The sequence below is a fragment of the Mesorhizobium sp. M8A.F.Ca.ET.181.01.1.1 genome (assembly GCF_004792025.1).
Lineage (GTDB): Bacteria > Pseudomonadota > Alphaproteobacteria > Rhizobiales > Rhizobiaceae > Mesorhizobium.
Genome location: NZ_SRTV01000001.1, coordinates 302514 through 327517 on the forward strand (window position 1 = coordinate 302514; position 25004 = coordinate 327517).

Consider the following 25004-nt stretch of genomic DNA (forward strand, 5'->3'; position numbering starts at 1 on the left):
AAGCATGTGGCAAGCCTGGCAGTGCAGCCGGCCGCGGCGGCGGATGCACCGGTACAACCAGTTTCTCCGATCAGAGCCGGCATTGACGTCGGCGCGCACTATACGGCGCGGCTGCACACCAGCTTCGACACCATAAGGCAGCTCTGGCAACGCCTCGAGGAAACCGGCCTGTGCACCGGTCACCAGGGCCTTGCCTGGGTGGAGGGAATCGCCGGCCGGCTGATGCCCAAAAGCGCCGATCTGCTCGTCGTCGAGGTCAACGACGCCGCCACGGGCGCGCCTGTCATGCTGCTGCCGCTGATGCGGCGCCGGGCGCTCGGCCACTATGTGATCGAATGGCTGAGCTGCGGCGTGTGCGATTATTCGGCGCCGCTGCTGGCCGATGCCAGGCATTGGACCACGCAAAGCGCCGACGCTGCCTGGGCCGCGGTCCGCGCCGTGCTGCCGCCGGCCGACCGCATCCACGTGGCGGGAATCCCGCGCCAGATCCACGGCGTCGCCAACCCGCTGGCGCTGCTTTCGGCGGCGCGCGACTCCATCCAGATCGCCTCGGGCCTGGTCATGGATGGCGAGCCGGAAACGCTGATCAAGCGTATCTGCAAAAAGTCCTTCACCAAGCATTTCTACAAGCACTGCCGCCGCTTCGAACAGCTCGGCGGCCTCGCACTGGTCGAAGCCGAGACGCCTGACATGATCGAGGAGCAGTTCGGCACACTGCTGGACCTCAGGCTCAACCGCTTTCGCGAGCTCGGCCGCTTCGACCTCCTGACGCAGGCGCCGATCGTCGAGTTCTACCGCAATGCCGCCCTGCAGGGGCTTTCCGACGGCTCGGTGCGGCTGTTCGGGCTGCGCGTCGGTCAAGCTTATCTCGCCGTGATCTACGTGCTGGTCATGAAGGGCACCTTGCACGCCCTGCTGCTCGGGATCGACCAGGAGGCGGTGCCCAACGTCTCGCCGGGCCTGACCACGATCGGCAAGCTGATGATATGGGGGCGGGGGCAAGGGCTCGGCTATTTCGACCTTTCGGTCGGCAGCCAGGGATACAAGCAGCATATCGGCGCGGCGAGCTCGGTGCTGGCCGAATTGTGCGAGCCGATGACGCTGAAGGGCAGGGGTTCGACCGTCTATATCAGGCTGCGCGGCAAGACCGAGCTTTTCGTGCGCTCCAACCCGCCGCTTTACAAGGCCGTGCAGGGCGTGATGCGCCGTTTGCGGCGGTTGAAGACCTGAAGGGCGCCCGCGAAATTGACAGGGCCGCGCGTCTCCGCCATCCTTGGGGCCAGTCGCCGGGCGGCCAAGAGCGGCCGAGTTCCGTGTCAGGCGACCGAGGGCGAAGCGCATGTCCACTGCCGTGAACAGCCAGAACTCCAAGCGCGCCGCGGTGCGCAAGGCACTCGACCGCCACAAGGTCTACATCACTGCGCAGAGTTTCTCGGGCGGCACCTACAGCGCGCGCGTGCTGGTCGACGGCGAGGCCTATTGGGTCGACGAATTCCGCTTGAGCCAGTTGCAGCAGGGGCTGTCGCCGGCCGAGCTTGAGCTGACGCCGGCGATTGACGATTGAGACGCTTGTTTGCTGTTGCCACGCGCTTCGATCTCTGACCGATGGCCAGCCCTCCCAAGCTCAAGACCTACCGCGCCAAGCGCGAATTCTCCAAGACGCCCGAACCCGCCGGCGGCCTGATCGTCGGCGACGGCAATCGCTTCGTCGTCCACAAGCACCACGCCACGGCGGATCATTACGATCTGCGCCTGCAGGTCGGCGATGTCCTGAAAAGCTGGGCGGTGCCGCGTGGGCCTTCGCTCAACCCGGCCGACAAAAGACTGGCGGTGGAGACCGAGGACCATCCGCTCGAATATATCGATTTCGAGGGCGTCATCCCCGAGGGCGAATATGGCGGCGGGCCGATGATCGTCTGGGATACCGGCAGCTGGGCGCCGATGGACGATGTCGACAAAAGCCTGCGCACCGGCGCCTTCAAGTTCCGGCTGGCCGGCGAAAAGCTCAATGGCGGCTGGATGCTGACCCGGCTGAAGCCCAAGCCCGGCGAGGACGAGAACAAGAAGAACTGGCTCTTGTTCAAGGAGCGCGACCTCGCCGCCGACACGGCGTTGGACATTCTCGAAGCGCGGCCGGACAGCGTCAAATCCGGATTGCGCATCGAGGAGTTGGTGGCACCGCCGAAGCCGGTCGCGAAGTCCGCGCCAAAGCCTGGTTCGCTGAAGCCGGGCGAGCTGCCCGGCGCGGCCAAGGCGCCGGCGCTCAGCCGTATCGAGCCGCAACTGGCGACCCAGGTGCCGAAGCCGCCGGGCGGCGAAAGCCCTGCCGAGAATACGAACGAGCTGTGGCTGCACGAGATCAAATTCGACGGCTACCGCACCATGGCGCATGTCGCCAATGGGGAGGTGCGGTTGATCACCCGTGGCGGCATCGACTGGACGAAGCGCTATGGCGACCTGGCCGGTGCGTTCGCCAAGCTGCCGTGCCGCGAGGCGATCATCGACGGCGAGATCGTCGTGCTCGACGCCAAGGGCATTTCCCGCTTCGCGCTGCTGCAGGACGCGCTGGCAAGTGGCGCCGGCAGCAAGCTGCATTTCTATGCCTTCGATCTGCTGCATCTGGATGGCTGGGACCTGATGAAAGTGCCGCTCATCCGGCGCAAGGCGCTGCTGGCCGAACTGCTTGGCGGGCTCGGCGCCAATTCCGCCATCCAGTTTTCCGACCATGTCGAGGGTTCGGGGCAGGGGCTTTTTGATCAAGCTTCGGATATGGGGCTGGAAGGCGTCGTCTCAAAACGAGCGACCGCCATCTACCAGAGCGGCCGCACCAAGAGCTGGACCAAGACCAAGGCGCTGAAGAGCGAAGACTTCGTCATTGCCGGCTACACCGTCTCCGACGCGGCGGAAGGGCTGGCAGCCCTTGGCATGGCCGAATGGGAGGATGGCGAATTGCACTATCGCGGCAAGGTCGGCACCGGCTTCGACCGCGCGACGGCCGCCGATCTCCTGGCGCGGCTGGAGCCGCTGACATCAGGCGCCTCGGTGCCCGAAGGGGTGCCGCGCGAAATCATGCGCGAGATGCACTGGGTGAAACCGTTGTTCTCGGCGCGCGTCCACTATGCCAACCGCACGGCGGACAATGCGCTGCGCCATGGCGTGTTTCGCGGCCTCAGGGATGTCGGCCTGTCGACGCCGGTGTCGACCAAGCGCAAGCGCCTGATCTCGGAGGCCGATCTGGCGACCATCTGGGTGACCAATCCGACGCGGCGTCTGTTCGGCAAGACCGGCCCGACCAAGCTCGACATCGCCGTCTATTACGCGCTGGTCGGCGATTTCATGCTGCCGCACATCCTTGGCCGCCCGGTGTCGCTGGTGCGCTGCCCGACCGGCCTGCCCAAGGACTGCTTCTTCCAGCGCCACGCCTTCACCGGCATGCCGCCTTCGGTGGTGACGTTCCAGGCGACCAATTCCGAGGGAGAGACCAAGTCCTATCTCTCGGTCGAGGGCGCGAAAGGCTATCTGGCGCTGGCGCAGTTCGGTGTCGTCGAATTCCACACCTGGGGCACGCACCGCACCAGCCTCGACAAGCCCGACCAGATCGTCTTCGACCTCGATCCGGGCGAGGGGATTTCCTGGCGCGAGGTGGTCGAGGCCGCCGTCCACATCAAGAGCGAGCTGGAGGGGCTGGGGCTGGTGCCCTTTGCCAAGACCTCCGGCGGCAGCGGCATCCACATCACCGTGCCGGTGACGGGCAAGCAGAACTGGAAGAAGCTGCACCAGGCAACCAGCGCCATATCAACGCATCTGGCGGCGACCGCGCCCGACACCTTCACCACCACCATGGGCAAGGAAAACCGCAAGCGGCGCATCTTCATCGACTATCACCGCAACGCGCGCGGCCACACCTCGGCGGCGCCATACTCGCTGCGGGCGCGCACCAACCTGCCGGCCTCGACGCCGGTGAGCTGGAGCGACCTGGAGGCGATCGACGCACCGCAGGATTTGAATTATGCCTCGCTGCCGGGGTTGCTGGAGACATCGGGCGATCCGTGGGCGGATATCGATGAGTTTGCGAGGGATTTGCCGGTGTTTGGCCATGTGTAAGCCGGAAGCGTCGGCGCAATCCCTACACTTCGTCATCCTAGGGCGAAGCAAGGAGCGAAGCGACGCGCGCAGACCCTAGGATCCATGCCGTGACATCAGTCATAAGATACAGCCGTTCGGAGTGTTCATTGGCAATATCGCAAGGTGATATCGCAGTATGACCGGCTACGTCTATATGACCGCGAGCCAGAAAGGCGACACCATCTACATAGGGGTTACCAACGACTTGGGTCGCCGAATGCCTGAGCACAAGGAAGGCAAAGGCTCACGTTTCACAAGCCGATACGGCGTGCAACGACTAGTCTGGTACGAGGAGCACTTCGACATTACTGATGCCATCCAACGCGAGAAATCGTTGAAGCGCTGGCCACGCCAATGGAAGGTTGAATTGATCGAGAAGGCCAATCCGGAATGGTTCGAGCTATTTCGCGGGACGGGTTGGTGAGTATTCTGCGCCGTTGCGAAGCTCAAGCGTCGCGGCATGGATCCTAGGGTCTTCGCGACGTCGCTTCGCGACTGCTCCGCCCTAGGATGACGAAGCACCAAGTCCTCTCAGTTCCATCTCCATCGACGGTTCCGACAATTTGAATTATTCTCTTCCCTTGACCCAAAACCCGCCGGAAGGTTTCGTCAGGGATTTGCCGGTATTGTGCGGGGTCGGTGTAGGATTTCCTCGGCGTCGATCGTCCTTCGGACGAAAAGCGCTGCAGAGAGCATGATCCCGAAAAGTGGGAACCGGTTTTCGGATAAGATCATGCTCAAGCTAAAATGTCAGCGCATGGCCGCGTAGGAGTTCATCATGGCGCCCAGGGCAAGTTGGAAAGGTTACCTCAAGCTCAGTCTCGTCAGCTGTCCGGTGCGGCTATATCCCGCCACCAGCGCCAGCGAACGCATCTCGTTCAACCAGCTGCACAAGAAGACCCACAACCGCATCAACATGAAGCCGGTCGATCCCGAACTGGGGCTCGTCGAGCGCGCGGATCTGGTCAAGGGCTACGAGTACGAGGACAAGCAGTACATCATCATCGATGACACCGACCTCGACGCGGTGCGCATCGAATCCAACCATACGATGAACATCGAGGCCTTCGTCGACGAGGACGAGGTCGACGTCATCTACCAGGACGCGCCCTATTACATGGCGCCGGACGGGGCCATGGCGGAAGAGACCTTCGCGGTGCTGCGCGAGGCCATGCGCAAATCCGGCAAGCTCGCCATCGCCAGGCTGGTGCTGTCCAGCCGCGAGCGCGTGGTGACGATCGGCGCGCGCGAGAACGGCATGTTCGTGTGTACGTTGAGGAACCCGAATGAAGTGCGTGGCACGGCTGAATATTTCGGCAACATTCCGGCCGGCAAGCCTGATCCGGAAATGCTGCAGCTTGCCGAAGCGCTGATCAAGCAGAAGGAAACCACCTTCGATCCGAAGAACTACGAGGACCGCTACGAGGTCGCGCTGATGGCGATGATCCGCGAGAAGCTGAAGGGCCACAAGCCGATCATCGCGGCGGCACCGGAGCGCGGCAATGTCATCAACCTGATGGATGCGCTGAAGGCCAGCCTGTCGCAGTCGAAGCCGCCGGCCAAGTCGAAGAGCAAGGCCGACGAGGTGGCCAAGCCCGCCGCCAAGAAGGCGGCCGCGGGCGGCGCTGCTCCTGAAAATCCGCTCAAGGCCAACCTGCTCAAGGCGGTCGGCAAGAGCAAGAAATGACGGCACCGGCCGTTGCGGGCGCTGTCTTCGGTACGATCGGCGCGCTGGCGGCGTTTCCGCTCCGGCTCGCCGCGCGCGAGGTGGAGCGCCAGCACGGCCAACTCAGGCGCGGCGTCACCCGGCGTACCACGCATGTCGTGTTCGGACGGGCCTTGTTGGCCAAGGCTGGGCTAGCGAAAAACGGCGATGCCGAGATTGAGCGCCGCGTTGCCGCCGAGCGCGCCGCCGGACGCACGCTGCTCAGCGAGAACGGCTTTTTGCGCCTGCTTGGCCTGATGAAAGCGCCGGAGGCGTCGTCACTGTCGCGACAATCGCTGATCGAGCAATCCCGGCTGTCCGGCGCCGACCTCGACATGCTGTCGCTGTTCGATGCCTTCGAGCATGACAGCGAACCCTATTCCTTCCGCGACCTGATCCTGGCGCGCAAATATGCCGGGCTGGTCGCCGGCGGCGCGACCTGGGGCGCGATCACGCGCTCGGTGCACCGCTCCGGCCCGGTCGCCTCGCTCACCGCCAAGTCGCTCAATGTCGGCTCGCAGCATGGGCGCGCGGACGCGATCTATCTCGAAGGCGGCCAGAGCGAGCTCGACGGGCAGTTGCTGTTCGATCTGGGTGCCGCCACACAAGGCGACGACACGCTGGAAGACCTGTTCACTGAGGCGGAAGCGGCGGAGGAGGGCGGCGACCACGATGGCGCCGCCGCACTTTACCAGCGCTGCCTTGCCATCGATCCAACCGACGCCATCGCCGCCTTCAACCGCGCCAATTGTTTGCGCGGGTCCGGGCGCGCGGCTGAAGCCGCGCACGATTATGCCAGGGCGATAAAACTCGACCCGGCCTTCGTCGAAGCCTGGTTCAACCTCGCCGGCCTGATGAGCGAACAGGGCCGCGACGCCTCGGCGCGACGCCATTTGCAGAAGGCGATCGCGCTCGACAGGACTTATGCCGACCCGGTGTTCAATTTGGCGCGGCTGGAGTTTGATGCCGGCAATCTGCTTGAGGCGCGGCGGCTCTGGGTGCGGTATCTGGAGCTGGACAGCGAGTCCGAATGGGCTGGGGTGGCGGCCAGGGGCGTGCAATTCGTGGATATGCAATTGGCGCAGTCGGCGGGGTGACGATGGTTGGCGAAAGCCGCGATGACAGCCGATCTCCCCCCTTGTGGGGGAGATGTCCGGCAGGACAGAGGGGGGCGCTGTCCCGCCGGCGGATCGACTCATTTCAAACCGTCGCATTCCAGAGAGATTTGACGGTAGGCTGGCATTCCTTGGCGCTCCCCTCTGCCCTGCCGGGCGTTCGTCATTTGAAAGCCAAGCAATTGGCTTTCATCCGCTTTGCGGGCCATTCCTCAACCCCCACAAGGGGGGAGATTGGCGGCGTTAGCGCCGAGCGAGGACCATAATGACAACCTTCCTCTTCGATGGCCACGACAACGCTCCCGTCACCGTCCTGCTCGCGCATGGCGCCGGCGCGTCGATGGATTCTCCCTCGATGACCGCTACCGCCAAGGCTTTTGCCACGGCCGGCTTCCAGGTGGCGCGCTTCGAGTTCCACTACATGGCGGCGCGCCGCTACGGCCAGCGCAAGCCGCCGCCGCGCGCCGAGACGGTGAACCCTGAATACATCAAGGCGATCGCCGATCTCAGGGCCAAGGGCGTGACCGGGAAACTCATCATCGGCGGCAAGTCGATGGGTGGGCGCGTCGCCTCGATGGTCGCCGACGAGATGTTCGCCAAGGGTGAGATTTTGGGCCTGGTCTGCCTTGGCTATCCCTTCCACCCGCCCGGCAAGCCTGAGCAGCTGCGCACCAAACATCTCACCGGGCTGAAGACGCCGACGCTGATATTTCAGGGCACGCGCGACGAATTCGGCACGAAGGACGAGGTGGCCGGTTACGGGCTCTCCGACAGCATCAAGGTGGTGTGGCTGGAGGATGGCGACCATGATCTCAAGCCGCGCAAGAGCATTTCGGGGTTCTCGACGGCGGATCATCTGACCACGCTGGCGGAGAGGGTGAAGGCGTGGGTGGCGCAGCCCTCGGTTTCGTCATCCTAGGGCGAAGCAAGGAGCGAAGCGACGCGTGCAGACCCTAGGATCCATGCCGTGACTTTCGAGAGCCGCCACGGAGCAGAACTCCGGCCCGTCGCATTCTACGCCAGACGTCACGGCATGGATCCTCGGGTCAAGCCCGAGGATGACGAAGTGCGGGGCGCCAGCGGCGTCCATCGATGAAGATCGCCACCTTCAACATCAACAACATCAACAGCCGGCTGGGCAACCTCCTGGCGTGGCTCGCCAGCGCAAAACCCGATGTCGTGTGCCTTCAGGAATTGAAGGCGCGCGACACGCAGTTTCCGCTGACAAGCCTCGCCAATGCCGGCTATGGCGCGGTGTGGAAGGGTGAGCCGACCTGGAACGGCGTTGCGATCCTGGCGCGCGGTGCCGAACCGGTGCTGACCCGCGATGCCTTGCCCGGCGACGATGCCGACCGCCAGAGCCGCTACATCGAGGCGGCGGTCGACGGCATCGTCATCGGTTGCCTCTATGCGCCGAACGGCAATCCGCAACCGGGGCCGAAATTTCAGTACAAGCTCGCCTGGCACGCGCGGCTGGAGGCGCACGCGGCACAGCTCCTCGACACCGGCCTGCCTGTGGTGCTGGCCGGCGACTACAACATCGTGCCCGAGCCGCGCGACATCTACGCCACTCGCTCCTATGACGACAATGCGCTGGTGCAACCGGAAAGCCGCGCCGCCTTCGCCGCGCTGCTCGACCAAGGCTGGACCGATGCGTTGCGCAAGAAATACCCGAAGGAGACGCTCTACACCTTCTGGGATTATCGCCGGAACCGCTGGCCGCGCGACGCCGGCCTGCGGCTCGATCATATCCTGTTGTCGAAGACGCTCGTGCGCCGGCTGAAGGGGGCGGGCATAGACCGCGACGTGCGCGGGCAGGACGGCGCCAGCGACCATGCGCCGGTCTGGGTGGAATTGGGGTGAGGGATCTCGCGCCCGCTCATCATCAGCGGCGCATGCAGCCCTTTTCCGCAGGTCATTTCTCGCGCTAAGCTGGCAGCGCAGCGAGGGGGCCGGCTGATGCATTGCATTCGTGAAAACGGCGAGCGGCCATCATCGAAGCCCGTCCGCCATGAGTGACCTCGGCCTCATCGGAATCCTTGTCGCTGCGCTCGCGATCATTGCCGCCGCCGTCGCCGTCATCTGGCTGTTGCGCAAAGCGCGTGTCCGCCGCCGCGCGCTGCGCCGGGCCGATCCTGCCAACGACTACGCCATTCGCACCGACTGGAGCCGCAGCACCGGGACGGTCAACTACTCGTCCTTCGTCTATTTCGATGTCGACCGCGACGGCCGCTACGGCGTGGCCGACCGGCCGATGGCCGGCATCATGGTGCGGCTGTTCGACGGACAAGGCGGCTTCGTCGCGTCATCGAGGACCAACAATGCCGGTTATGCCAATTTCACCATGTCGACGTCGGCGGTGAAGGCTGCACTCCGTTTGCCCGGCGCCTACCGGTTCTCGGTTTCGCTGCCGCCGGGCTGGCGCTCGCCCAGCGCCAACGAGACGCAGTCGATGGAGTTCCATTTGGCGCCCGGCTCGCCCACCGGGCTGGTGTCGCGGGACCTGCCACGGCCGGTCGGGCTGGCGCCGGTGCGCAGCCTGGCCGGCAGGATGGCGGCGGGCGGCAGCGCGACGCTGTCGGTGATGGCGAACGGGCGGCTGCTGGAGTGCCGGACGCTGGCCCCGGCCTCGGCCTTCCGCTTCGAGCTTGCCGAAGAAGCCGACACCATTGTGATCACCGGTGGCGGGCTCGATCGCCGGCTGGCGCTGTCGCCTTATCCGGCCGATCTCGGCCTGCTTTCGCCCCGACCCCTGGCCGACGGGGCAGTGTTGCGCACGATCGGCTTCGATGACGTCACCCAGCGCGGCTTCCGCAAGATCCCGTGCGGCCATGCGGGGCTGGAGTGGCGCAACCTGAACGCCATGGCGAAGGATCACACCAAGGACAGCGAGGGCTATGTCAACGGAAATGTCTCTGGCGACCACGTGGCCTATACCAGCAGCGGCTATCCGGCCGAGTTCAGCCGTGAGACGCCATTCGCCTTCCACTCGGTGTTGCTCAGCGTTGCGTGGCTGAAGGCGGAAGGGGAAACGGCGCTGATCGAAAGCTGGCGGGGTGAGCAGTTGGTCGCCAGCGATGAAGTGGTGCTGTCGGCGCTGACACCGCTCCACTACGCGCCGATGCTCGGGGAAGTCACCCGTGTCCGCCTTTCGGCAAAACACTCCTGGCAAATGGTCGTTGACGACCTCGTGCTGGCCGGCTGATTACTTGGTGATCGAGATCACGATCGGGCCGTTGACCGAGGCTGTGATCGATTTCAGATTGCCCTTCCGGATCAGAATGGGCCGTTCATAAATCTTCTTCATGATGCAAGCTCTCCACTATATCCCGGGCGGAGTGTGTCATAACTCCGCCTGCTGTCAATATTTCGCCCGGGATAGCTTAGTCCATATCGGCGGCGACCGTGGTAAATTGGACACTAGCCTTTATCGGCGTCGTTTGATCGAACCGGAGACCGTGGCTGCGGCGGCGCGATCGACCTCAAGCTGATTTCTCGAGCAGGGCCGCCGCGGATATTCTTCATGCCGCAGTGTCTGCGTCCGTCTTCCGCGAGCACGGGCGGCATTTTGCGATGTGCCCGTGACGCTGATAGTCTGGTCCAAGGGCCGGCGAGGGGAAGCGCGATGAACAGGTTGGCTGACAGGGTGCTGGGGCTCGTCCTGGCCGTGGTCGCGGTTGCCTGTCTGGCCGGGGTCTATCCGCTGATCGATACCCTTGCCGGGCACGGCTTTGCCGGGTTGGACGCGGCCGCGCCGCGTCTGGCGGCCTATTCGGTGGCCGCACTTGCCTGTTTCATCGGTGCGCTGCTGTTTCTGGCGGGCCAGTTGCCGGGCCGGCCCGTGCATGCGGCCGGAGTGCCGCTGTTCGGCAGGGATGCCGAGGTGGAACCGGCAGGCCGTCCGGGCCTGCGCCGGGCCTTCCTGGTGCTGCCGGTGGTTGTCGTGCTGGCGATGCTCGGTGACCAGTTCAACTCGTGGCGGCCGCATGAGGGTGGCCAGGACGTCGCCAGCGCGCCGCCCGTGGTTCCCGCGCCAAAGCCCGAGCCGCCAGCGCCGGCCCCGCCGCCAGCCCCCCCGGCCGCGGCAAACCCACCAACCGTATCGGTGCAACCAGCTCCGCCCGTGGTCGTGCCGCCTGTTTCGCCGGCGCCGGTCGTGCCGGCGCCGCCTGAGGTCGCGCTCATTCCGCCGGCCACGGTGGCGCCGCCGCCGCCGGCGCCACCGCCGCTGCCCACACTGCCCGAAGGCCATCGTGATGCCGTCGTCTGGCTGGCCGTAGCGCCGGACGGGCGTTCGATCATGAGCGCCAGCACCGACCGCACGATCAAGCTCTGGGATATCGGCGGCAAGCACCTGATCCGCAATCTCGGCGTGCACAAGGACATGGCGCGCACCGCGCTCTACATGCCCGACGGCATCAGCGCCCTGACGGCCGGGGACGACGGCGAGATCGTGCAGCGAAAACTCGCCGACGGCGCGGTCCTGCACGTCTTCCAATCCGGCCAGAACGGCGGCGTCAACAAGCTGGCGATCAGCCCGGACGGCAAGCACGCCGTCAGCGGGCACGACACCGGCAACGTCATCATCTGGGACCTCGTCAACGGCTCCGCGCAGCATGTGCTGACCGGCCATGAGTGGTCGATCAGCGCGGTCGTAGTCTCGCCCGATGGCAGGCAGGCCCTGTCGGGCAGCATCGACGGGACGCTGAAACTCTGGGACATCGAAAGCGGCAAGCAGCTGCGCAGCTGGCACGGCCATGAGCAAGGCACTTATGGCGCCGTGTTCACAGCCGACGGGCATCACCTGATCACCGGCAGCGGCGACCTGACGATCAAGGTCTGGGATCTCGACAGCGGCCGCGAGGTGAAGCGCTTCGAGGGCCACGAGGGTACGGTCTACGCACTGGCGTTGTCAGCGGACGGCAAGCGCCTGCTGTCGGCCTCGCTCGACGGCACCGCAAGGCTGTGGGACATCGAGAGCGGCAACCAGATCGCCATGTTCGACAGCCAGACCGGGCCGATCTACGCGGTGGCCTTCGCCGCCGACGGCACGGTGCTGACCGGCGGCTACGACCGCACAATCAGGGATTGGCCGGCCACCGGGGGCGACGGCGTCGTGCTGTTTGCGGGTGCGCCGGAGTGAGTGGAGATGTTGCGCCCACGCAATCGGAATGCTGAACGCGCCGAGCGCCTGGCCGACACGGACGGGGGGGCGCATTGTTGGGGTGTGCTCGGCGCCCGCGCCAGCCAGGGCGGCTCGTACCGCCGCAATAACATCATCGCACATTGCATGACGGCTGAAACTTCCGCGAAAGCGGAATAGGCAAAGGTTGCAAGGTCCGGCATCCTGACCGGGCATGGTCGGCAACCACCCGACGGGCGTCGACGAGAGAACAACCTCTTCGCCTTTGCAGCATTGGCCCGGCAAGCCGAGGGCGGACGGTTTATCGCCGGAGCAAGGTGCTGACGCCTCTGAAGTGACGGCCACGGCGTGTTACCGCGCCGTGAATCGAACCGTGCGGTTTTCCTTGTAGGACCAAGGTCTTGGGTGGTACGCGCAAAGGTCCGGGGGGCCTTGTTCGGTTCCGGCAATGTCCATTGGACGTTCCGCTGTTTTATCCAATTGATATATAATGATCCTGTCTCGACGTCAGCTCGAGAAGGGGCAAAAAGCCTGTTCCGACAGCCATCGACCGGCGACCGCCGCCAGGAAAGGCAAGCGCAAAATTGCCGCGAGAGCCGTTGGCAATCAGTGCCGGACCGAAAGCCGGCGGTCGTTGAGGTCGTTTGTTTCGGCAGCGAAAAACTCGACCTGCTCGATGCAGGCAGGCGCGCCTGGGCTTGCCGTTACCCCAGCCACCACCACAATGCCGCGATCACCGCCGTGATGGCGGCTACCGTCAGTCCCAGCATGATGTAGGAGCCCTTGATGATGTCGCGAATTATCTTCTTGATCGTTTCGCGGTCGTTCAGGTTGGGGAAGGGCTCGTTCGGCTGCGCCACGTCGAGGAAATGGCAGAGCGGGCCCCAGCCTTCGCTGACCTTGAACACCAGCAGCTTTTCCGGCGGCACGGCCGCCTTAACCTCGTCGACATAGGCGTTGTAGCGGGCCACCGCCTTGTCGCGGTCGCCCATGACGCCGGCCAGCGTGCGGCCCCAGATCAGCTTGCGCGACATGTCGCCGAACTTGCGGCCGAACGGGGTGAGCCATTCCAGGATCTTGAACTGCCACAGGTTCTCGGTGAAGTAGATCGTGTCGATCGTGCTTTCGTACCATGCCTCGGCGCCGCGTGGGTGCAATGTCAGCAGCACCTTGGCGTCGGGGTAGGCCACCATCAGTTCGCGCCACACGCAGCAGCCGGGATTGTCGACCGTGGCGGTGTAGTTGGCGAACACCTTGTCCCAATCCTGCTGCGAACCGGGCGGGCTGTTGGCCACCTTGCGCCAGAAATCGAGATGGCCGGTGTTGGCCTTGTTCATGATCACTTCCTGCATGTGGTAGCAGGGCAGGCCAAGCTTGTTCAGCGCGGCAAAGGTCGACCATGTGCCGGTGCGGCCGAAACCGGCCCCGATCAATTTGAGTGTCATTCCCCCATCCCCCACCGGACTTCTTTTTCCCGATTACCCCGGTCCGTGAGCATCAAACTGCTCCTGCCAGCACCGGCGCGCAACAAATTTCTAGGTGGATGACCAGCCGGACACCCCGTACTTGCGTAGTTGCTAAAATAATGAAAGCCTGTGCGCGGGTGCGGAGTTTGGGCAGGGAGTCGCCGGGTCTGGGACGGTTCGGCGATCTTGAAGGGCGATGTATTTTGGGCCATTTCTCGTCGGCATGTCGGCGACCACGACGCTTGTCGCGGTCTGGACCTATATGGCTACCGGCTCCTTCTGGGAGGCGCTTGCCTGGACAGTGATGGTTCTGGTTGTCCTGCAGGTCGGCTACTTCGTGCTCGTCCTGGGGCTTGTCTACAGGCGCGCACAGGACGCCGTGACAAGCCAGGATGGAGTCAGCCAGGTGCCGCCGCTACATCGGGACGGCGTTCGGTTCTAACGAAGAGGCCTGGCTCCGCCCAGGACGACGCTCCCCGCAGCGCATTCCTTGGCCAGGAGGGTATCTGGAGGCTTTGCTGACCGGTTTGTCGAGCGTTGTCCACCCCTGCCAAATCGCGGCGGCCAAGGTGGAACGAAGCTGCGATGCGTGCGTTTTCCTGCCGTGGCCGGCGAGGCGCCACCTGCACCGGTCCGTTGAAGGCCCGCTCTGCTCCCGGCAGGGTGGGCCTTTTTTGGAAGGCGAGGTAAGCATGGGAACGACACCCCTCGCCATGCGTTAGCTGTTACTAAGGTGGAGTGGTGTCATTGCTTTGCCTTTGCAAAGCGTTTACGTCTTGCCATTCCAGAAAATCGAAGAAGTTTTTTCGGACTGCGAAGCATATCAGCGTTGATAGCTTCGCTTAAATATCCAACAAATTGTGGCATGTTGTTGGTCGAATGCCACATTCATTTCACATATAGGGATGGAACCTCCGAGTTTCGTGAGAGTTTTTGCTTGAGGCGGAGCAATTACCAATCATGGAGGTTATCATGAAACATTATCTCACGAGTGCCGCGGCTGCCATCGTCCTGCTGGGCGGCGTCGGCGCGGCTTTGGCGGACACCATCGTGGTCCAGCCGGAACAGGAGACCGTCGTTCGCGAATACGTCAAGAAGGAGCCGCTGGCGTCGGTGAACCTTCTGGGCGTCGAACTCAAGCTCGGATCGTCCGTGCCGGACAAGGTCGAACTGCGTGAAGTTCCCAACGTCAAGTACCGCGTCGCGGTGATCAACGATCAGACCGTGCTGGTGGACCCCGACACCCGTCAGATCGTTGAAGTCCTTCACTGATCCGTCTCACGCATCAGGCAAAAAGCCCATCACCGATTTAAGTCGGTGATGGGCTTTTTTACGTCGGGCACAGCTACCCTGAAATCTACTCGGCGGCCAGCTTGTCCTGCGTCCTGGTGTCGAAGTCGCTGGCATCATGGCGCTCGTGCAACTGCATGGCCGGTTCGCCGAAGGCGCGGTTGACCATGCGGCCGCGCTTTACCGCGGGGCGTTCATCGATCGCTTTCGCCCAGCGCTGCACGTTCTTGTAGTCCTGCACCGACAAGAACTCCCCGGAATCATTATACATCCTGCCGAGCGCCAGCCCACCATACCAGGGCCAGACCGCCATGTCGGCGATGGTGTAATCCTTGCCGCCGAGATATTCGGTCTCGGCCAGCCGGCGATCGAGAACGTCCATCTGACGCTTCACCTCCATCGAGAAACGGTCGATGGCATATTCGAACTTTTCCGGCGCATAGGCATAGAAATGGCCGAACCCGCCACCGAGATAGGGGGCCGAGCCCATCTGCCAGAACAACCAGGACAGGACTTCGGCGCGGGCCGGCTGTTCGGCCGGCAGGAACGCACCGAACTTTTCGGCGAGATAGACCAGGATCGAGCCGGATTCGAAAACGCGCACCGGCGTCTTGCCGCTGTGGTCCATCAGCGCGGGAATCTTGGAATTGGGATTGACCTCGACAAAGCCGCTGCCGAACTGGTCGCCATCGTTGATGCGGATCAGCCATGCGTCGTATTCGGCGCCCTTGTGGCCAAGCGCAAGGAGCTCTTCCAGCATCACCGTCACCTTGACGCCGTTCGGCGTCGCCAGCGAATAAAGCTGCAGCGGATGCTTGCCGACAGGCAAATCCTTGTCATGCGTCGGACCGGCGATCGGGCGGTTGATGCTGGCAAAGGTGCCACCATTGGCTTTGTTCCAGGTCCAAACTTTCGGCGGGGTGTATTCGGTCATGTCGGCTCTCGTATCGTGGGAAGGATGGGCAGGTCACCCATAGCTAGGGCTGCGGAGAAGGAAGTTCAACTTGTGTTGAACTATTGTCAATGTCAGCACGGACGTCGAATCTTCCTTCTCCCCTTGTGGGAGAAGGTGGCCTCGCGAAGCGAGGTCGGATGAGGGGTGCTCCAGGGAAAGCCAACGTCTCACTCCGCTGGAACACCCCTCATCCGTCTCGGCGCTGCGCGCCGATCCACCTTCTCCCACAAGGGGAGAAGGAAAGCGCCACCCCTTGCGCCTTCCTCTCAGCGGCATACCTATAGAAGAAGCCGTCAGGCATTCGCATCGCAGGACAAAATCTATGACCATCAATCCCAATCCGCGCTCCGTCGTTGCCGTGCGGGCGACCGTTCCCGACGATGCCTTCACCGCCGGCGCCCTCGGAACGCTCAGGGAAGGCAGCGGCGTCGTCATCAGGGATGACGGTCTGGTGCTGACCATCGGCTATCTCATCACCGAGGCCGACGAGGTCTGGCTGACCGCGCATGACGGCCGCGTCATCCCCGCGCACGCGCTGGCCTACGACCAGGAATCGGGCTTCGGCCTCGTCCAGGCGCTGGCGCCGACCGGTCTGCCGGCCGTGGCGCTGGGCGATGCCGGCAAGGCCAGGATCGGCGACGCTGTGGTGCTTGCCGACGGCATCGGCCGGGCGGTCGAGGCCAAGATCGTTACCAAGCAGGAATTCGCCGGCTATTGGGAGTATCTGCTCGACGAGGCGATCTTCATCGCGCCGGCGCATCCGTCCTGGGGCGGCGCGCCCTTGTTCGGCGCCGATGGCGCGCTGCTCGGTATAGGCTCGCTGCGCTTGCAGATGAGCCGCGCCGGCGAGGTTGCCGATATCAACATGGTGGTGCCGATCGACCTCTTGCCGCCGATCCTCGACGATCTGCTGACGCGGGGCCAGGTGTCCAAGCCGCCGCGCCCGTGGCTCGGCGCGCTGTCGGCCGAAAGCGACGGCAAGGTGGTGGTGATGAGCGTGACCGACGGTGGCCCGGCCGCCAAGGCCGGCCTGCGCGAAGGCGACGTCATCTCCGAGGTCCGCGACGGCGCCGTCGACGGGCTCGCCGATTTCTATCGCAAGCTGTGGGACAGCGGCTCGGCGGGCGCCGAAATCCCGATGCGGGTGGTGCGTGACGGCCGCGAAACCTGGCTGCGCGTCAAGTCCGCCGATCGCGGCAGTTTCCTGAAGAAGCCGCAGCTGCAGTAGATCGGACGATTTCGACCAGACGATGCATCCAAGACTGCTCAGGACCTTCCTCGCGGTGGCGCGCAGCCGCAACATCACACGCGCCGCCGAGGCGGTTCATCTCGCCCAATCGAGTGTCAGCGACCAGATCCAGTCGCTGGAGGCCGAACTTGGCACTGCCTTGTTCACGCGCTCGAAATCAGGCCTGGAACTGACGCCGGCGGGGCTGGCGCTGAAGCCCATCGCCGAAGAACTGCTGCGGCTCGACGGCGAGGCGCGGGCGGCAGTGCTTGCGGCGGCGGGGCAGACCAGCGGCGCACTGACCATCGGCGCGCTCGAGACGATCGCCTCGGCCCGGCTGGCGCCCTGGCTGCCGGGATTCCAGGCCAGTCATCCCGATATCACCGTGCGGATGAAGGTGGCCGACAGCGGCACGCTGCTGCGCCAGCTGGAGGAGGGCGACATCGATGTCGCCTTCTGTTTCGATCGCCGCGACCTTTCGAACGGCGGCGCCGATCAACGCTTCGCCAGGCGCACGATAGCGGCCGAACCGCTGGCGCTTGTCGCCGCGCCGGGGCAGAGCGCGGTTCCGCGCGACCTGGCTGCTCTTGCAGCCAAGCGTTTCGTGGCAACGGAGCCTGGATGCATCTATCGGCACATGTTCGACACCGCCTTTGCCGAAGCAGGCATCGGCGCGCCGGAACTCGCCGCCGAAGTCGGCAGCATCGGCGCCATTGCGCGGCTGGTGGCTGCCGGCTCGGGGCTGGGCCTCGTTCCACGTCTCGCGGTCAGCGACGCGCTGGCGCGTGGTGATCTCACCGAACTGACATGGCCCGGTGAGATGCGGACAGCGCCGCTGACGATGATCTGGCGGCGCCGGCGCGTCCAGACGCCGGCACTCCGGCAATTGCTCGCCGCCGCGCGCGAAACGCTGGTGCCCGAACGCTCCCGGGCTGATTCAGGTCTTGAATCGGAGAACCGCCCCAAGGTCTTGTTTCCAAACAATTCCTGAAGAGGCGGCGCTTCCGTCTAGGCAAGGCGATGTCCGCCCTCGACATGCAGTGTCGTTCCCGTCGTAAAACCATTGCCCATCAGGAAGAAAATCGCGTCGGCGATATCGTCGGGATGGCCGATCCTGCCGACCGGCAGCCGCTCGGCCATCGCCGCAAGCGTCTCTGCCTTCCTGTCGCCCGCAACTTGCCCCCAGGATCTCGGTGTCGACCCAGCCGGGCGAGACGGCGTTGACGCGGATCGGCGCGAGTTCGATCGCCAGCGCCCGCACCAGCCCTTCGAGCGCGGCATTGACGGCGGCGACGACCGAGCCGCGCGGGGCCGGCCGGTAGGCGGCGATGCCGGAAACGAAGCTCATCGAGCCGCTCACCGCAAGCCCCGGCGCACCATGCTTGGCGAGCAGCAGCGGGCCGAAGAGCTTGCTGTCGACCACGCGTTGCGCAGCGTTCAGGTCAAGCCCCGGCAGTAGCCTATAGGCGCCTTCGATGTCGGCGGCGGTGCTGACGATATGGTCGAGGCCGCCGATCCCGGCAAACAACGCCGCGACCTGGTCTTCTCGCGTGATGTCGACAGCGGCAATGTGGAGGCCTGCGGGATTGCCCAGCGCCTCGCGGGCCTGCCGCAACCTGTCCTCGCGGCGCCCGGCGATGATGACTTCAGCGCCAGCCTCGATGCAACGGCTGGCGAGGGCCAGGCCCATGCCGGAGCCGCCGCCGGCGATCAGGATTTTCTGGTTCGAAAGCTGCATTTCGCTCTGCCTTTGCTGGATTGGGACAAGGGCAGGGGATTGGCAGGTCGATGCGGAAAGCGGAAACGGAAGAAACCGATGGTGCCATCGGAGGCGCCGATGATGCGCGCCGCGCACGAGCACCGTCTCGTTCAACGCGCCAGCGGGCTGTCCCAGACGACGAACAGCAGTGCTTTCAGTTGGGCAAAGCGCTCCGGCCCAAGTTCGGTACGCCACTCCTCTTCGATGTCGCGCAATATGTCGACCATTTTCCAGAAAGCGGCGTGGCCGCGCTCGGTGGACCGCACCACGCGCGCGCTGCCTTCGCCGTCGGAGCGAAGGAGATAGCCATAGCCTTCCAGACTGCTGAGCAACTGGTTGATGGCCTGCTTGCTCATGCCGGCGCGCTCGGCGATCGTGCCGGGCCGCGCGCCGTCCGGGCCGGGAAACTGCAGCACCGCCATATGCGGCAAGCGCAATTCCTCGAAACCGGCGGCGTTGAGCTCCTTGATCAGCCGGCGTTGGATCGCCTGGGCAGGCACGCGCAGCAGGGCGCCGATCAAAAGGTCCTCGGTCTTGGTCTGCAGGACTCCGGTGGAGGTGGTCATTGACGATCCGGTAAATTGAGTTTACTCATATCTAGTAAATGTAATTTACCGGAGGGGCTTGCGCAATGTCAGCCATGAATCTTCAGGTCAACCCAGCCGACGAAATCATCGGCACCAAGGGATTGTCGGTCCGCTTCCTCGTGTCCGGCGAGAGTTCTAACGGCAGCGTCGCCGCCTTCGAGCTGATGGTGCCTGGCGCACAGCGCCTGCCCGCGCCGGCGCACAGCCATGATCACTACGAAGAGACGATCTATGGCATTGACGGGGTGCTGACGTGGACCGTGGACGGCAGGCCGATCGAGGTTGGGCCGGGGGAGGCGCTGTGCATCCCACGCGGCGCCGTCCACCGCTTCGACAACAACGGCACCAAGGATGCGAAGGCGTTGTGCGTCATCACGCCGGCGGCGATTGGTCCGGACTATTTTCGCGAAGCCTTCGGCCTGCTCAATGCCGCCGCTGGTGGCCCCCCGGACAAGGCCAAGATGATGGAGATCATGCGTCGCCACGGGCTGACGCCGGCGGCACCGACACCGGCGTAGAGCACGAGCGTAGCTCCTGGGGCCGCGCCGGCTCTATTCCCGCTCGGCACTCGCGAGCACCACGAGATTCCCGTCGGGATCGCGCATGCGCATGATCCAGAAATGGTCGGCCTCCTCGATTGGGCCGGGCTCAAGCCCATTATCCACCAGTCTCTGTCGCTCCGGCGCCAGAGGCAGCACGCCGAGCGTCAGCGTCGAGGTGCCGGCTTTCTGCTTGTCCTCGAACAACTGTACTTCGGCACTGTCGGTGAATTGCCATTCGGCCAGCCCCGGCATCGGCCGGCGCAGCGGCGGCTTGCCGAAGAGTTTTTCGTACCAGCCGATGCTGGCTTCGAGGTCGGAGCAGCTGACATGGGCGAAAATGGTTTCGATTGCCATCAGGAAACCTCCATCGGACGGTGCACTCTTGCCGCAACGCGGCATTGGATGGCACGTTCCGCTGCTTCCTGGCTGCGTGCTCCATTGCTGACGAAAGCTGACAGTGGGCCATGCGATAATGCCGGGAATCGTACGATGACGGAGGCAACATGATGTTGATGCAGGCGACAACAATTCTAAACGGGCAGACCCGCTGATGCCGCCGGTCAACGTCGATCCCGACAAGGTCAGGGAATTCCCCGACGCGGACAGTTTTTACGCCTGGCTCGGCCAGCACCATGCCACGGAAACCGAAGTGTGGATCAAGGTGCACAAGGTGGGGTCGGGACTGAAATCGATCACGCCGAAGGAAGCGATCGACGTCGTGCTGTGCTTCGGCTGGATCGACGCGGTGCGCAAGGGATTGGACGAGAACAGTTTCCTGCAGCGCTACACACCGCGCGGCAAAAAGAGCATCTGGAGCAAGATCAACGTCGACAATGTGGCGCGGCTGGTCGAGGAGGGCCGCATGACCGCGCATGGGCTGAGGGAGGTCGAGGCGGCCAAGGCCGACGGGCGCTGGGCGCGCGCCTATGGCAGCGGCAAGGAGATGAAAATCCCCGACGATCTGCAAGCGGCGATCGACGCCGAGCCGGCGGCGAAGGCGATGCTGGAAAAACTCACCGCGCAGAACCGCTTCTCGCTTGCCTTCCGCACCCACAACATGAAGACCGAGGCTGGCCGCAAGAAGAAGATCGAGACCTTCGTGGCGATGCTGAAGCGCGGCGAGACGATCTATCCGCAAGGCAAGAAATAGGGGTCCTCGGGCGCGGGAATGCGGGTCGATGGCTCGGGCGGCAAGGGTGCCGACGATGCCATGAAGATATCGCCGCGGACGGCCTGGACAAGAAAGTCGAGGACTGTCGTCACACGCAACGGTATATTCCGGCGGGATGGGTAGACGACGTTGATCGGCAGGCGCGTCGGCGAAAAATCCGGCATCAGCTTGACCAGCCTGCCTGCTTCGATGTCCGCCCCGACCAGAATGTGGGAGAGCACCGCAAGCCCGGCTCCTCCCAGTGTCGCGCGATGAACGGCCATCGAATTGTTGGCGACAAGACGCGGCTCGATGCGCAGGACAACGTCGTCCGCTCCGCCTGAGAACGACCACGAACGGCCGTCGCCGGCACGGCTGTAGCAAATGCAGGCGTGATCCTTGATGTCTTGCGGCGTTCGCGGTGAGTCACGTCCCTTGAGATAGCTTGGCGAGGCCACCAGAAAGGCTGTCGTCCAGCCGATCCGGCGGCACACCAGGCTGCTGTCGCCGGCCGGCCCGAGGCGCACCTCGAGATCGATCGCGTTGGCGATGAGGTCCGAAGGCTCGTCCCGAAAGATCAGCTCGACATCCAGCGCCGGATGGCTCTCCAGCAGCCCCGCGAGGCGGTCGCCGATGAACAGGCCGAGCGGCGTGGGCAGGCTCAGCCGCACTTTTCCGGAGACTGTTGCCGTTTCGGCGCCGCTGGCCTGGCCGAGTGCCTCGACCGCTTCGAGGACGCGCAGCGCCATAGGCAACATCTGTTCACCCTCCGCCGTCAAGGCGAGCGCGCTCGTCGTGCGGTGCAGAAGGCGCGTCTTGAGATGCGCTTCCAGCGCCGAGACCTGCCGCGACACTGCCGGCTGCGTCAGATCGAGGTCGAGCGCAGCCGCCGAGAAGGATTTTGTCTGCGCCACCCGCAGGAACGTTCTCAACGCCGATACGACGTCCATCCTCGCCCTCATACTTTTCGACATAAGCCTTATGTCCGCATCCTAGGCGGATGGCGCTTTACTGTCCAGATATTACGGATATTTATTATCCTTAAGGACATAAGATATCCTCAAAAAAGGAGAGACCATGACACAGCGCCTCAACGCCGCCCAGCAATCGCCTGAACTGTTCAAGAAGCTCCTCGATTTCAGCATGGCCGAGGCACACAGCGCCATCGAGGAGAAGACCCGCGACCTCGTCCACATCAGGGCATCCCAGATCAATGGCTGCGCCTTCTGCCTCGACATGCATGTGAAGGAAGCCACGATCCACGGCGAGAGCGAGTTGCGCCTCCATCATCTCGCCGTCTGGCGGGAATCGCCCCTTTTCGTTCCTCGTGAGCGGGCCGCACTTGCCTGGACCGAAGCCGTCACCAACCTCGCCGAAGGCGGTATCCCGGACGAACTCTATGAGCGCGTGCGCGGGCAGCTTTCGGAAAAGGAGATCTCCGACCTGACCTTCTCGGTCATGGCCATCAACGCCTGGAACCGTGTCAGCGTCGCCTTCAAAACCGTGCCAGGCTCCGCGGACAAGCTCTACGGCCTCGACAAGGCTGGCCTGAACTAAAACCCTTCCTTTCGGCTGACCATCAATCGACGCGGCGCGAGATCGCGGCCGCAAACGGAGACCATCATGAAAATCGTCATCATCGGAGGCACCGGCCTCATCGGTTCCAAGACCACTGAACGCTTGCGCAAGCAGGGCAGCGAGGTGATCGCCGCCGCGCCGAACACCGGCGTCAACACCATCACCGGCGAAGGCCTGCAGGAGGCACTCGAAGGCGCCGAAGTGGTGATCGACCTCGCCAACTCCCCTTCCTTCGAGGACAAGGCATCGATGGACTTCTTCACCACGTCAGGCCGCAACCTGCTCGCCGCCGGCAAGGCTGCGGGCGTCAGGCACCATATCGCGCTCTCGGTTGTCGGCACCGAACGCCTGCAGGACTGCGGCTATTTCCGCGCCAAGCTCGTCCAGGAAAATCTGATCAAGGCGTCCGGCATTCCCTACACCATCGTTCATTCGACACAATTCATGGAGTTCCTGGCCGGCATCGCCAAGTCGGGCACGGTCGGCGAGGCCGTGCACCTGTCGCCGGCCTATGTACAGCCCATCGCGTCCGACGACGTCGCCGATGTGATGGCCGGGGTCGCGCTCGCCGCGCCGATCAACGGCATGATCGAGATCTCGGGGCCCGACCGTGTGCGGATGAGCGAACTCGTCGCCCGCTACCTCAAGGCTGTCGGCGATCCTCGCGAGGTCGTGGCCGATCCGGAGGCGCTCTACTTCGGCGCGAGGCTGAACGACACTTCGCTGGTCTCCGACGACAATCCGCGCCTTGGCCACATCACGTTCGAGCAGTGGTTCGCCGCCTCGGCGCGGAAATCACCGCCGGCAAACGCGGCGGCCTAGGCCCGGGATACCGCTCAATGGAAAAAGGAGTTTTCAAATGATCAAGTCAATCGTCGCCGCCCTCGTCGTGACGGCAGCCCTGGCCGGCCCGGCCGGCGCCACGCAAGCCCCTCGCACTGGCGAGAAGGCGGCCAAGGTCGCCCTTGTCTATGAGCATGAACTGCCGAATGTTGCGGGCAAGAGCATCAAGGGCATCCTCGTCGAATATGGTCCCGGCGGTTACTCGCCGGCGCATACCCATCCGAGTTCGGCCTTCATCTATGCGACGGTTCTGGAAGGCTCGATCCGCAGCCAGGTCAATGACGACCCGGCCAAGGTCTACAAGGCCGGCGAGAGCTTTTCGGAGATGCCGGGCGATCGCCACAGCGTGAGCGAGAACGGCAGCAAGACGAAACCCGCAAAGCTGCTGGCTGTCTTCGTGGTCGATACCGCGCAGAAGGAACTGACCTATCCGGTCAAGAAGTAGGCGCAAGCGGCCGGACGCCATTCCTGGCGGCCGGCCCTGCCAGCAAATTCAATCCTGTCGGAGGCCCCATGTTCGGCGATCATCTGGCTCTGGTCCTGATCAACCTTCTGGGGCTCGTCGGCATTGCCGTGTGGTATTTCCAGGGCCGTGGGCGGCCCATGGCGCGCCTGATCGTCCAGATTCTGTTCTTCGCCGGCATGACGGCGGTGCTCGGCTTCAGCGATATCCTGCCGCATTGGATGGGCGAGGCGGATCTACAAGGCTCCGGCGCATATCTGGCGAAGTCGGCGCGCGTCCTCTGGTGGACGCATCTTGCCTGGACGCTTGTCGGCTTTGTGCGCCTTTACATCGTTCTGGAGCACCGGCCGCAAGAGGCGCGCCTGCTCCAGGACCTTGTCGTCGCCGCCATCTATCTCGGCGTGGCGCTGTCGATAACAGGCTTCGTCTTTGGCGCTCCCATCGGAACGCTGGCGGCAACGTCGGGCGTGGTTGCGATCATTGTCGGGCTTGCGCTGCAGAATACGCTTGGCGACGTCTTCTCCGGTATTGCGCTGACGCTGGGCCGACCCTTCACGCTCGGCGACTGGATCATGCTGAGCGACGGCACGGAAGGACGTGTCGTCGAGACAACTTGGCGTTCCACGCATCTGCTTACGGGTGCGAACAATATCGTCGTCCTGCCAAACAGCGTGTTGGCGAAGCTGAGCCTGACCAATCTCAGCCGTCCCGACGAGAGGCAGCAATTGACCCTGGCCGTGCGGCTTGCGGCCACGCACGCGCCGCACGTCATCGAGGAGGCCATGCATGCGGCTCTGCGGAACTGCCAACGGATCGTCAAGGAGCCGGCACCGCTTGTCGCGCTCAAGGAGATCGACGCGGCGGCCATCGGGATGGACCTGCTTTTTTGCGTCGCCGGTCCGGGCGACCGGTTGCTTGCGAGGAACGAGGTGATCGACCTTGTCCATCGTCATTGCGAGGCGAACGGCCTGTCGCTTGCGATGTCGCCCCAAAGCTACGCCATCATGCTGCCGGCGACGGCAGGCCAGCCGCTGGCGCGGATCATGCGTTAATGC

26 protein-coding genes and 1 pseudogene are annotated in these 25004 nt (G+C 64.1%); 20 read left to right on the forward strand and 7 right to left on the reverse strand.

Annotated features, from left to right (window positions below; genetic code table 11):
- Window positions 1-6 precede the first annotated feature (6 nt).
- The 9 genes from EN824_RS01485 (at window position 7) to EN824_RS01525 (ending at window position 10150) form a co-directional block, all read left to right on the forward strand.
- Window positions 7-1230, forward strand: a complete 1224-nt coding sequence (locus tag EN824_RS01485) for a GNAT family N-acetyltransferase (protein WP_135931760.1) — start codon at window positions 7-9, stop codon at window positions 1228-1230.
- 109 nt (window positions 1231-1339) lie between these two features.
- Window positions 1340-1564, forward strand: a complete 225-nt coding sequence (locus tag EN824_RS01490; protein WP_127278490.1) for a hypothetical protein — start codon at window positions 1340-1342, stop codon at window positions 1562-1564.
- A gap of 41 nt (window positions 1565-1605) precedes the next feature.
- A complete protein-coding gene (ligD, locus tag EN824_RS01495) occupies window positions 1606-4104 on the forward strand; it encodes a DNA ligase D (RefSeq protein ID WP_135865946.1) in 2499 nt (832 codons plus the stop codon).
- 157 nt (window positions 4105-4261) lie between these two features.
- Window positions 4262-4549: a GIY-YIG nuclease family protein gene (locus EN824_RS01500; RefSeq protein WP_135865948.1), complete on the forward strand. Its 288-nt coding sequence runs from the start codon at window positions 4262-4264 to the stop codon at window positions 4547-4549.
- A 354-nt stretch (window positions 4550-4903) separates the two neighbouring features.
- The gene (locus EN824_RS01505) at window positions 4904-5812 is read left to right on the forward strand and encodes a Ku protein (protein WP_135916490.1); all 909 of its coding nucleotides are present in this window, start codon (window positions 4904-4906) and stop codon (window positions 5810-5812) included.
- Window positions 5809-6927: a tetratricopeptide repeat protein gene (locus EN824_RS01510; RefSeq protein WP_135931761.1), complete on the forward strand. Its 1119-nt coding sequence runs from the start codon at window positions 5809-5811 to the stop codon at window positions 6925-6927. Before EN824_RS01505 ends, EN824_RS01510 begins: the two co-directional genes overlap by 4 nt.
- A 283-nt stretch (window positions 6928-7210) precedes the next feature.
- A complete protein-coding gene (locus EN824_RS01515) occupies window positions 7211-7864 on the forward strand; it encodes an alpha/beta family hydrolase (protein WP_135865954.1) in 654 nt (217 codons plus the stop codon).
- Between the two features lie 173 nt (window positions 7865-8037).
- Complete coding sequence (locus EN824_RS01520; RefSeq protein WP_135931762.1) at window positions 8038-8808, forward strand: exodeoxyribonuclease III; 771 nt, start codon at window positions 8038-8040, stop codon at window positions 8806-8808.
- 148 nt (window positions 8809-8956) lie between these two features.
- Window positions 8957-10150 carry a hypothetical protein gene (locus EN824_RS01525; RefSeq protein WP_135931763.1) on the forward strand — a complete coding sequence of 398 codons (1194 nt, stop codon included), beginning with the start codon at window positions 8957-8959 and terminating at the stop codon, window positions 10148-10150.
- Here the strand turns inward: EN824_RS01525 and EN824_RS35065 are convergent, their stop codons facing one another.
- On the reverse strand, window positions 10151-10252 hold the full coding sequence (locus tag EN824_RS35065) for a putative RiPP precursor (RefSeq protein ID WP_189521988.1): 102 nt from the start codon (window positions 10250-10252) through the stop codon (window positions 10151-10153).
- Between the two features lie 318 nt (window positions 10253-10570).
- Here EN824_RS35065 and EN824_RS01530 point away from each other — a divergent pair, with 318 nt between their 5' ends.
- Entirely contained in the window at window positions 10571-12088 is a 1518-nt protein-coding gene (locus EN824_RS01530) for a WD40 repeat domain-containing protein (protein WP_135930862.1), read from the forward strand.
- Window positions 12089-12792: 704 nt separating this feature from the next.
- On the opposite strand, the gene EN824_RS01535 is transcribed toward EN824_RS01530, so the two are convergent.
- On the reverse strand, window positions 12793-13533 hold the full coding sequence (locus EN824_RS01535; RefSeq protein WP_127279486.1) for a sulfotransferase family protein: 741 nt from the start codon (window positions 13531-13533) through the stop codon (window positions 12793-12795).
- A gap of 217 nt (window positions 13534-13750) precedes the next feature.
- Here EN824_RS01535 and EN824_RS01540 point away from each other — a divergent pair, with 217 nt between their 5' ends.
- Window positions 13751-13996, forward strand: coding sequence for an exopolysaccharide production repressor protein (locus EN824_RS01540; protein WP_127279487.1), 246 nt, complete (start codon window positions 13751-13753; stop codon window positions 13994-13996).
- A 530-nt stretch (window positions 13997-14526) separates the two neighbouring features.
- On the forward strand, window positions 14527-14826 hold the full coding sequence (locus tag EN824_RS01545; protein ID WP_127870245.1) for a DUF1236 domain-containing protein: 300 nt from the start codon (window positions 14527-14529) through the stop codon (window positions 14824-14826).
- An 85-nt stretch (window positions 14827-14911) separates the two neighbouring features.
- Here EN824_RS01545 and yghU read toward each other — a convergent pair whose 3' ends face one another.
- Window positions 14912-15778, reverse strand: a complete 867-nt coding sequence (yghU, locus tag EN824_RS01550) for a glutathione-dependent disulfide-bond oxidoreductase (RefSeq protein WP_127870246.1) — start codon at window positions 15776-15778, stop codon at window positions 14912-14914.
- A 343-nt stretch (window positions 15779-16121) separates the two neighbouring features.
- Between yghU and EN824_RS01555 the strand changes: the two genes are divergently transcribed.
- On the forward strand, window positions 16122-17027 hold the full coding sequence (locus EN824_RS01555) for a S1C family serine protease (protein WP_135931764.1): 906 nt from the start codon (window positions 16122-16124) through the stop codon (window positions 17025-17027).
- A 22-nt stretch (window positions 17028-17049) separates the two neighbouring features.
- Window positions 17050-18018, forward strand: a complete 969-nt coding sequence (locus EN824_RS01560) for a LysR family transcriptional regulator (RefSeq protein ID WP_135931765.1) — start codon at window positions 17050-17052, stop codon at window positions 18016-18018.
- Between the two features lie 17 nt (window positions 18019-18035).
- Here the strand turns inward: EN824_RS01560 and EN824_RS01565 are convergent.
- Together EN824_RS01565 and EN824_RS01570 are read right to left on the reverse strand one after the other, a co-directional pair.
- Window positions 18036-18765: pseudogene (locus tag EN824_RS01565) on the reverse strand (SDR family oxidoreductase).
- Window positions 18766-18896: 131 nt separating this feature from the next.
- Window positions 18897-19352: a MarR family winged helix-turn-helix transcriptional regulator gene (locus EN824_RS01570; RefSeq protein WP_135931766.1), complete on the reverse strand. Its 456-nt coding sequence runs from the start codon at window positions 19350-19352 to the stop codon at window positions 18897-18899.
- 65 nt (window positions 19353-19417) lie between these two features.
- Here EN824_RS01570 and EN824_RS01575 point away from each other — a divergent pair, with 65 nt between their 5' ends.
- Window positions 19418-19891 (forward strand): cupin domain-containing protein, encoded by a 474-nt coding sequence (locus EN824_RS01575; protein WP_127870250.1) that lies wholly within the window; start codon window positions 19418-19420, stop codon window positions 19889-19891.
- A 33-nt stretch (window positions 19892-19924) separates the two neighbouring features.
- Here the strand turns inward: EN824_RS01575 and EN824_RS01580 are convergent, their stop codons facing one another.
- Entirely contained in the window at window positions 19925-20269 is a 345-nt protein-coding gene (locus tag EN824_RS01580; RefSeq protein ID WP_135931767.1) for a VOC family protein, read from the reverse strand.
- Between the two features lie 196 nt (window positions 20270-20465).
- Between EN824_RS01580 and EN824_RS01585 the strand changes: the two genes are divergently transcribed.
- Complete coding sequence (locus EN824_RS01585) at window positions 20466-21065, forward strand: YdeI family protein (protein ID WP_135931768.1); 600 nt, start codon at window positions 20466-20468, stop codon at window positions 21063-21065.
- Here EN824_RS01585 and EN824_RS01590 read toward each other — a convergent pair.
- Window positions 21044-22015, reverse strand: coding sequence for a LysR family transcriptional regulator (locus EN824_RS01590; RefSeq protein ID WP_135884037.1), 972 nt, complete (start codon window positions 22013-22015; stop codon window positions 21044-21046). The two genes, EN824_RS01585 and EN824_RS01590, sit on opposite strands and share 22 nt — an antisense overlap.
- Before the next feature lie 127 nt (window positions 22016-22142).
- Between EN824_RS01590 and EN824_RS01595 the strand changes: the two genes are divergently transcribed.
- The 4 genes from EN824_RS01595 to EN824_RS01610 all read left to right on the forward strand — a co-directional run bounded on the left by EN824_RS01595 (window position 22143) and on the right by EN824_RS01610 (window position 25001).
- Window positions 22143-22622 carry a carboxymuconolactone decarboxylase family protein gene (locus EN824_RS01595; RefSeq protein WP_135931769.1) on the forward strand — a complete coding sequence of 160 codons (480 nt, stop codon included), beginning with the start codon at window positions 22143-22145 and terminating at the stop codon, window positions 22620-22622.
- Window positions 22623-22688: 66 nt separating this feature from the next.
- On the forward strand, window positions 22689-23465 hold the full coding sequence (locus EN824_RS01600) for an SDR family oxidoreductase (RefSeq protein ID WP_135930709.1): 777 nt from the start codon (window positions 22689-22691) through the stop codon (window positions 23463-23465).
- Between the two features lie 37 nt (window positions 23466-23502).
- Complete coding sequence (locus tag EN824_RS01605) at window positions 23503-23931, forward strand: cupin domain-containing protein (protein WP_135931770.1); 429 nt, start codon at window positions 23503-23505, stop codon at window positions 23929-23931.
- Between the two features lie 68 nt (window positions 23932-23999).
- Window positions 24000-25001 (forward strand): mechanosensitive ion channel family protein, encoded by a 1002-nt coding sequence (locus EN824_RS01610; RefSeq protein ID WP_127870254.1) that lies wholly within the window; start codon window positions 24000-24002, stop codon window positions 24999-25001.
- Window positions 25002-25004: the final 3 nt, after the last annotated feature.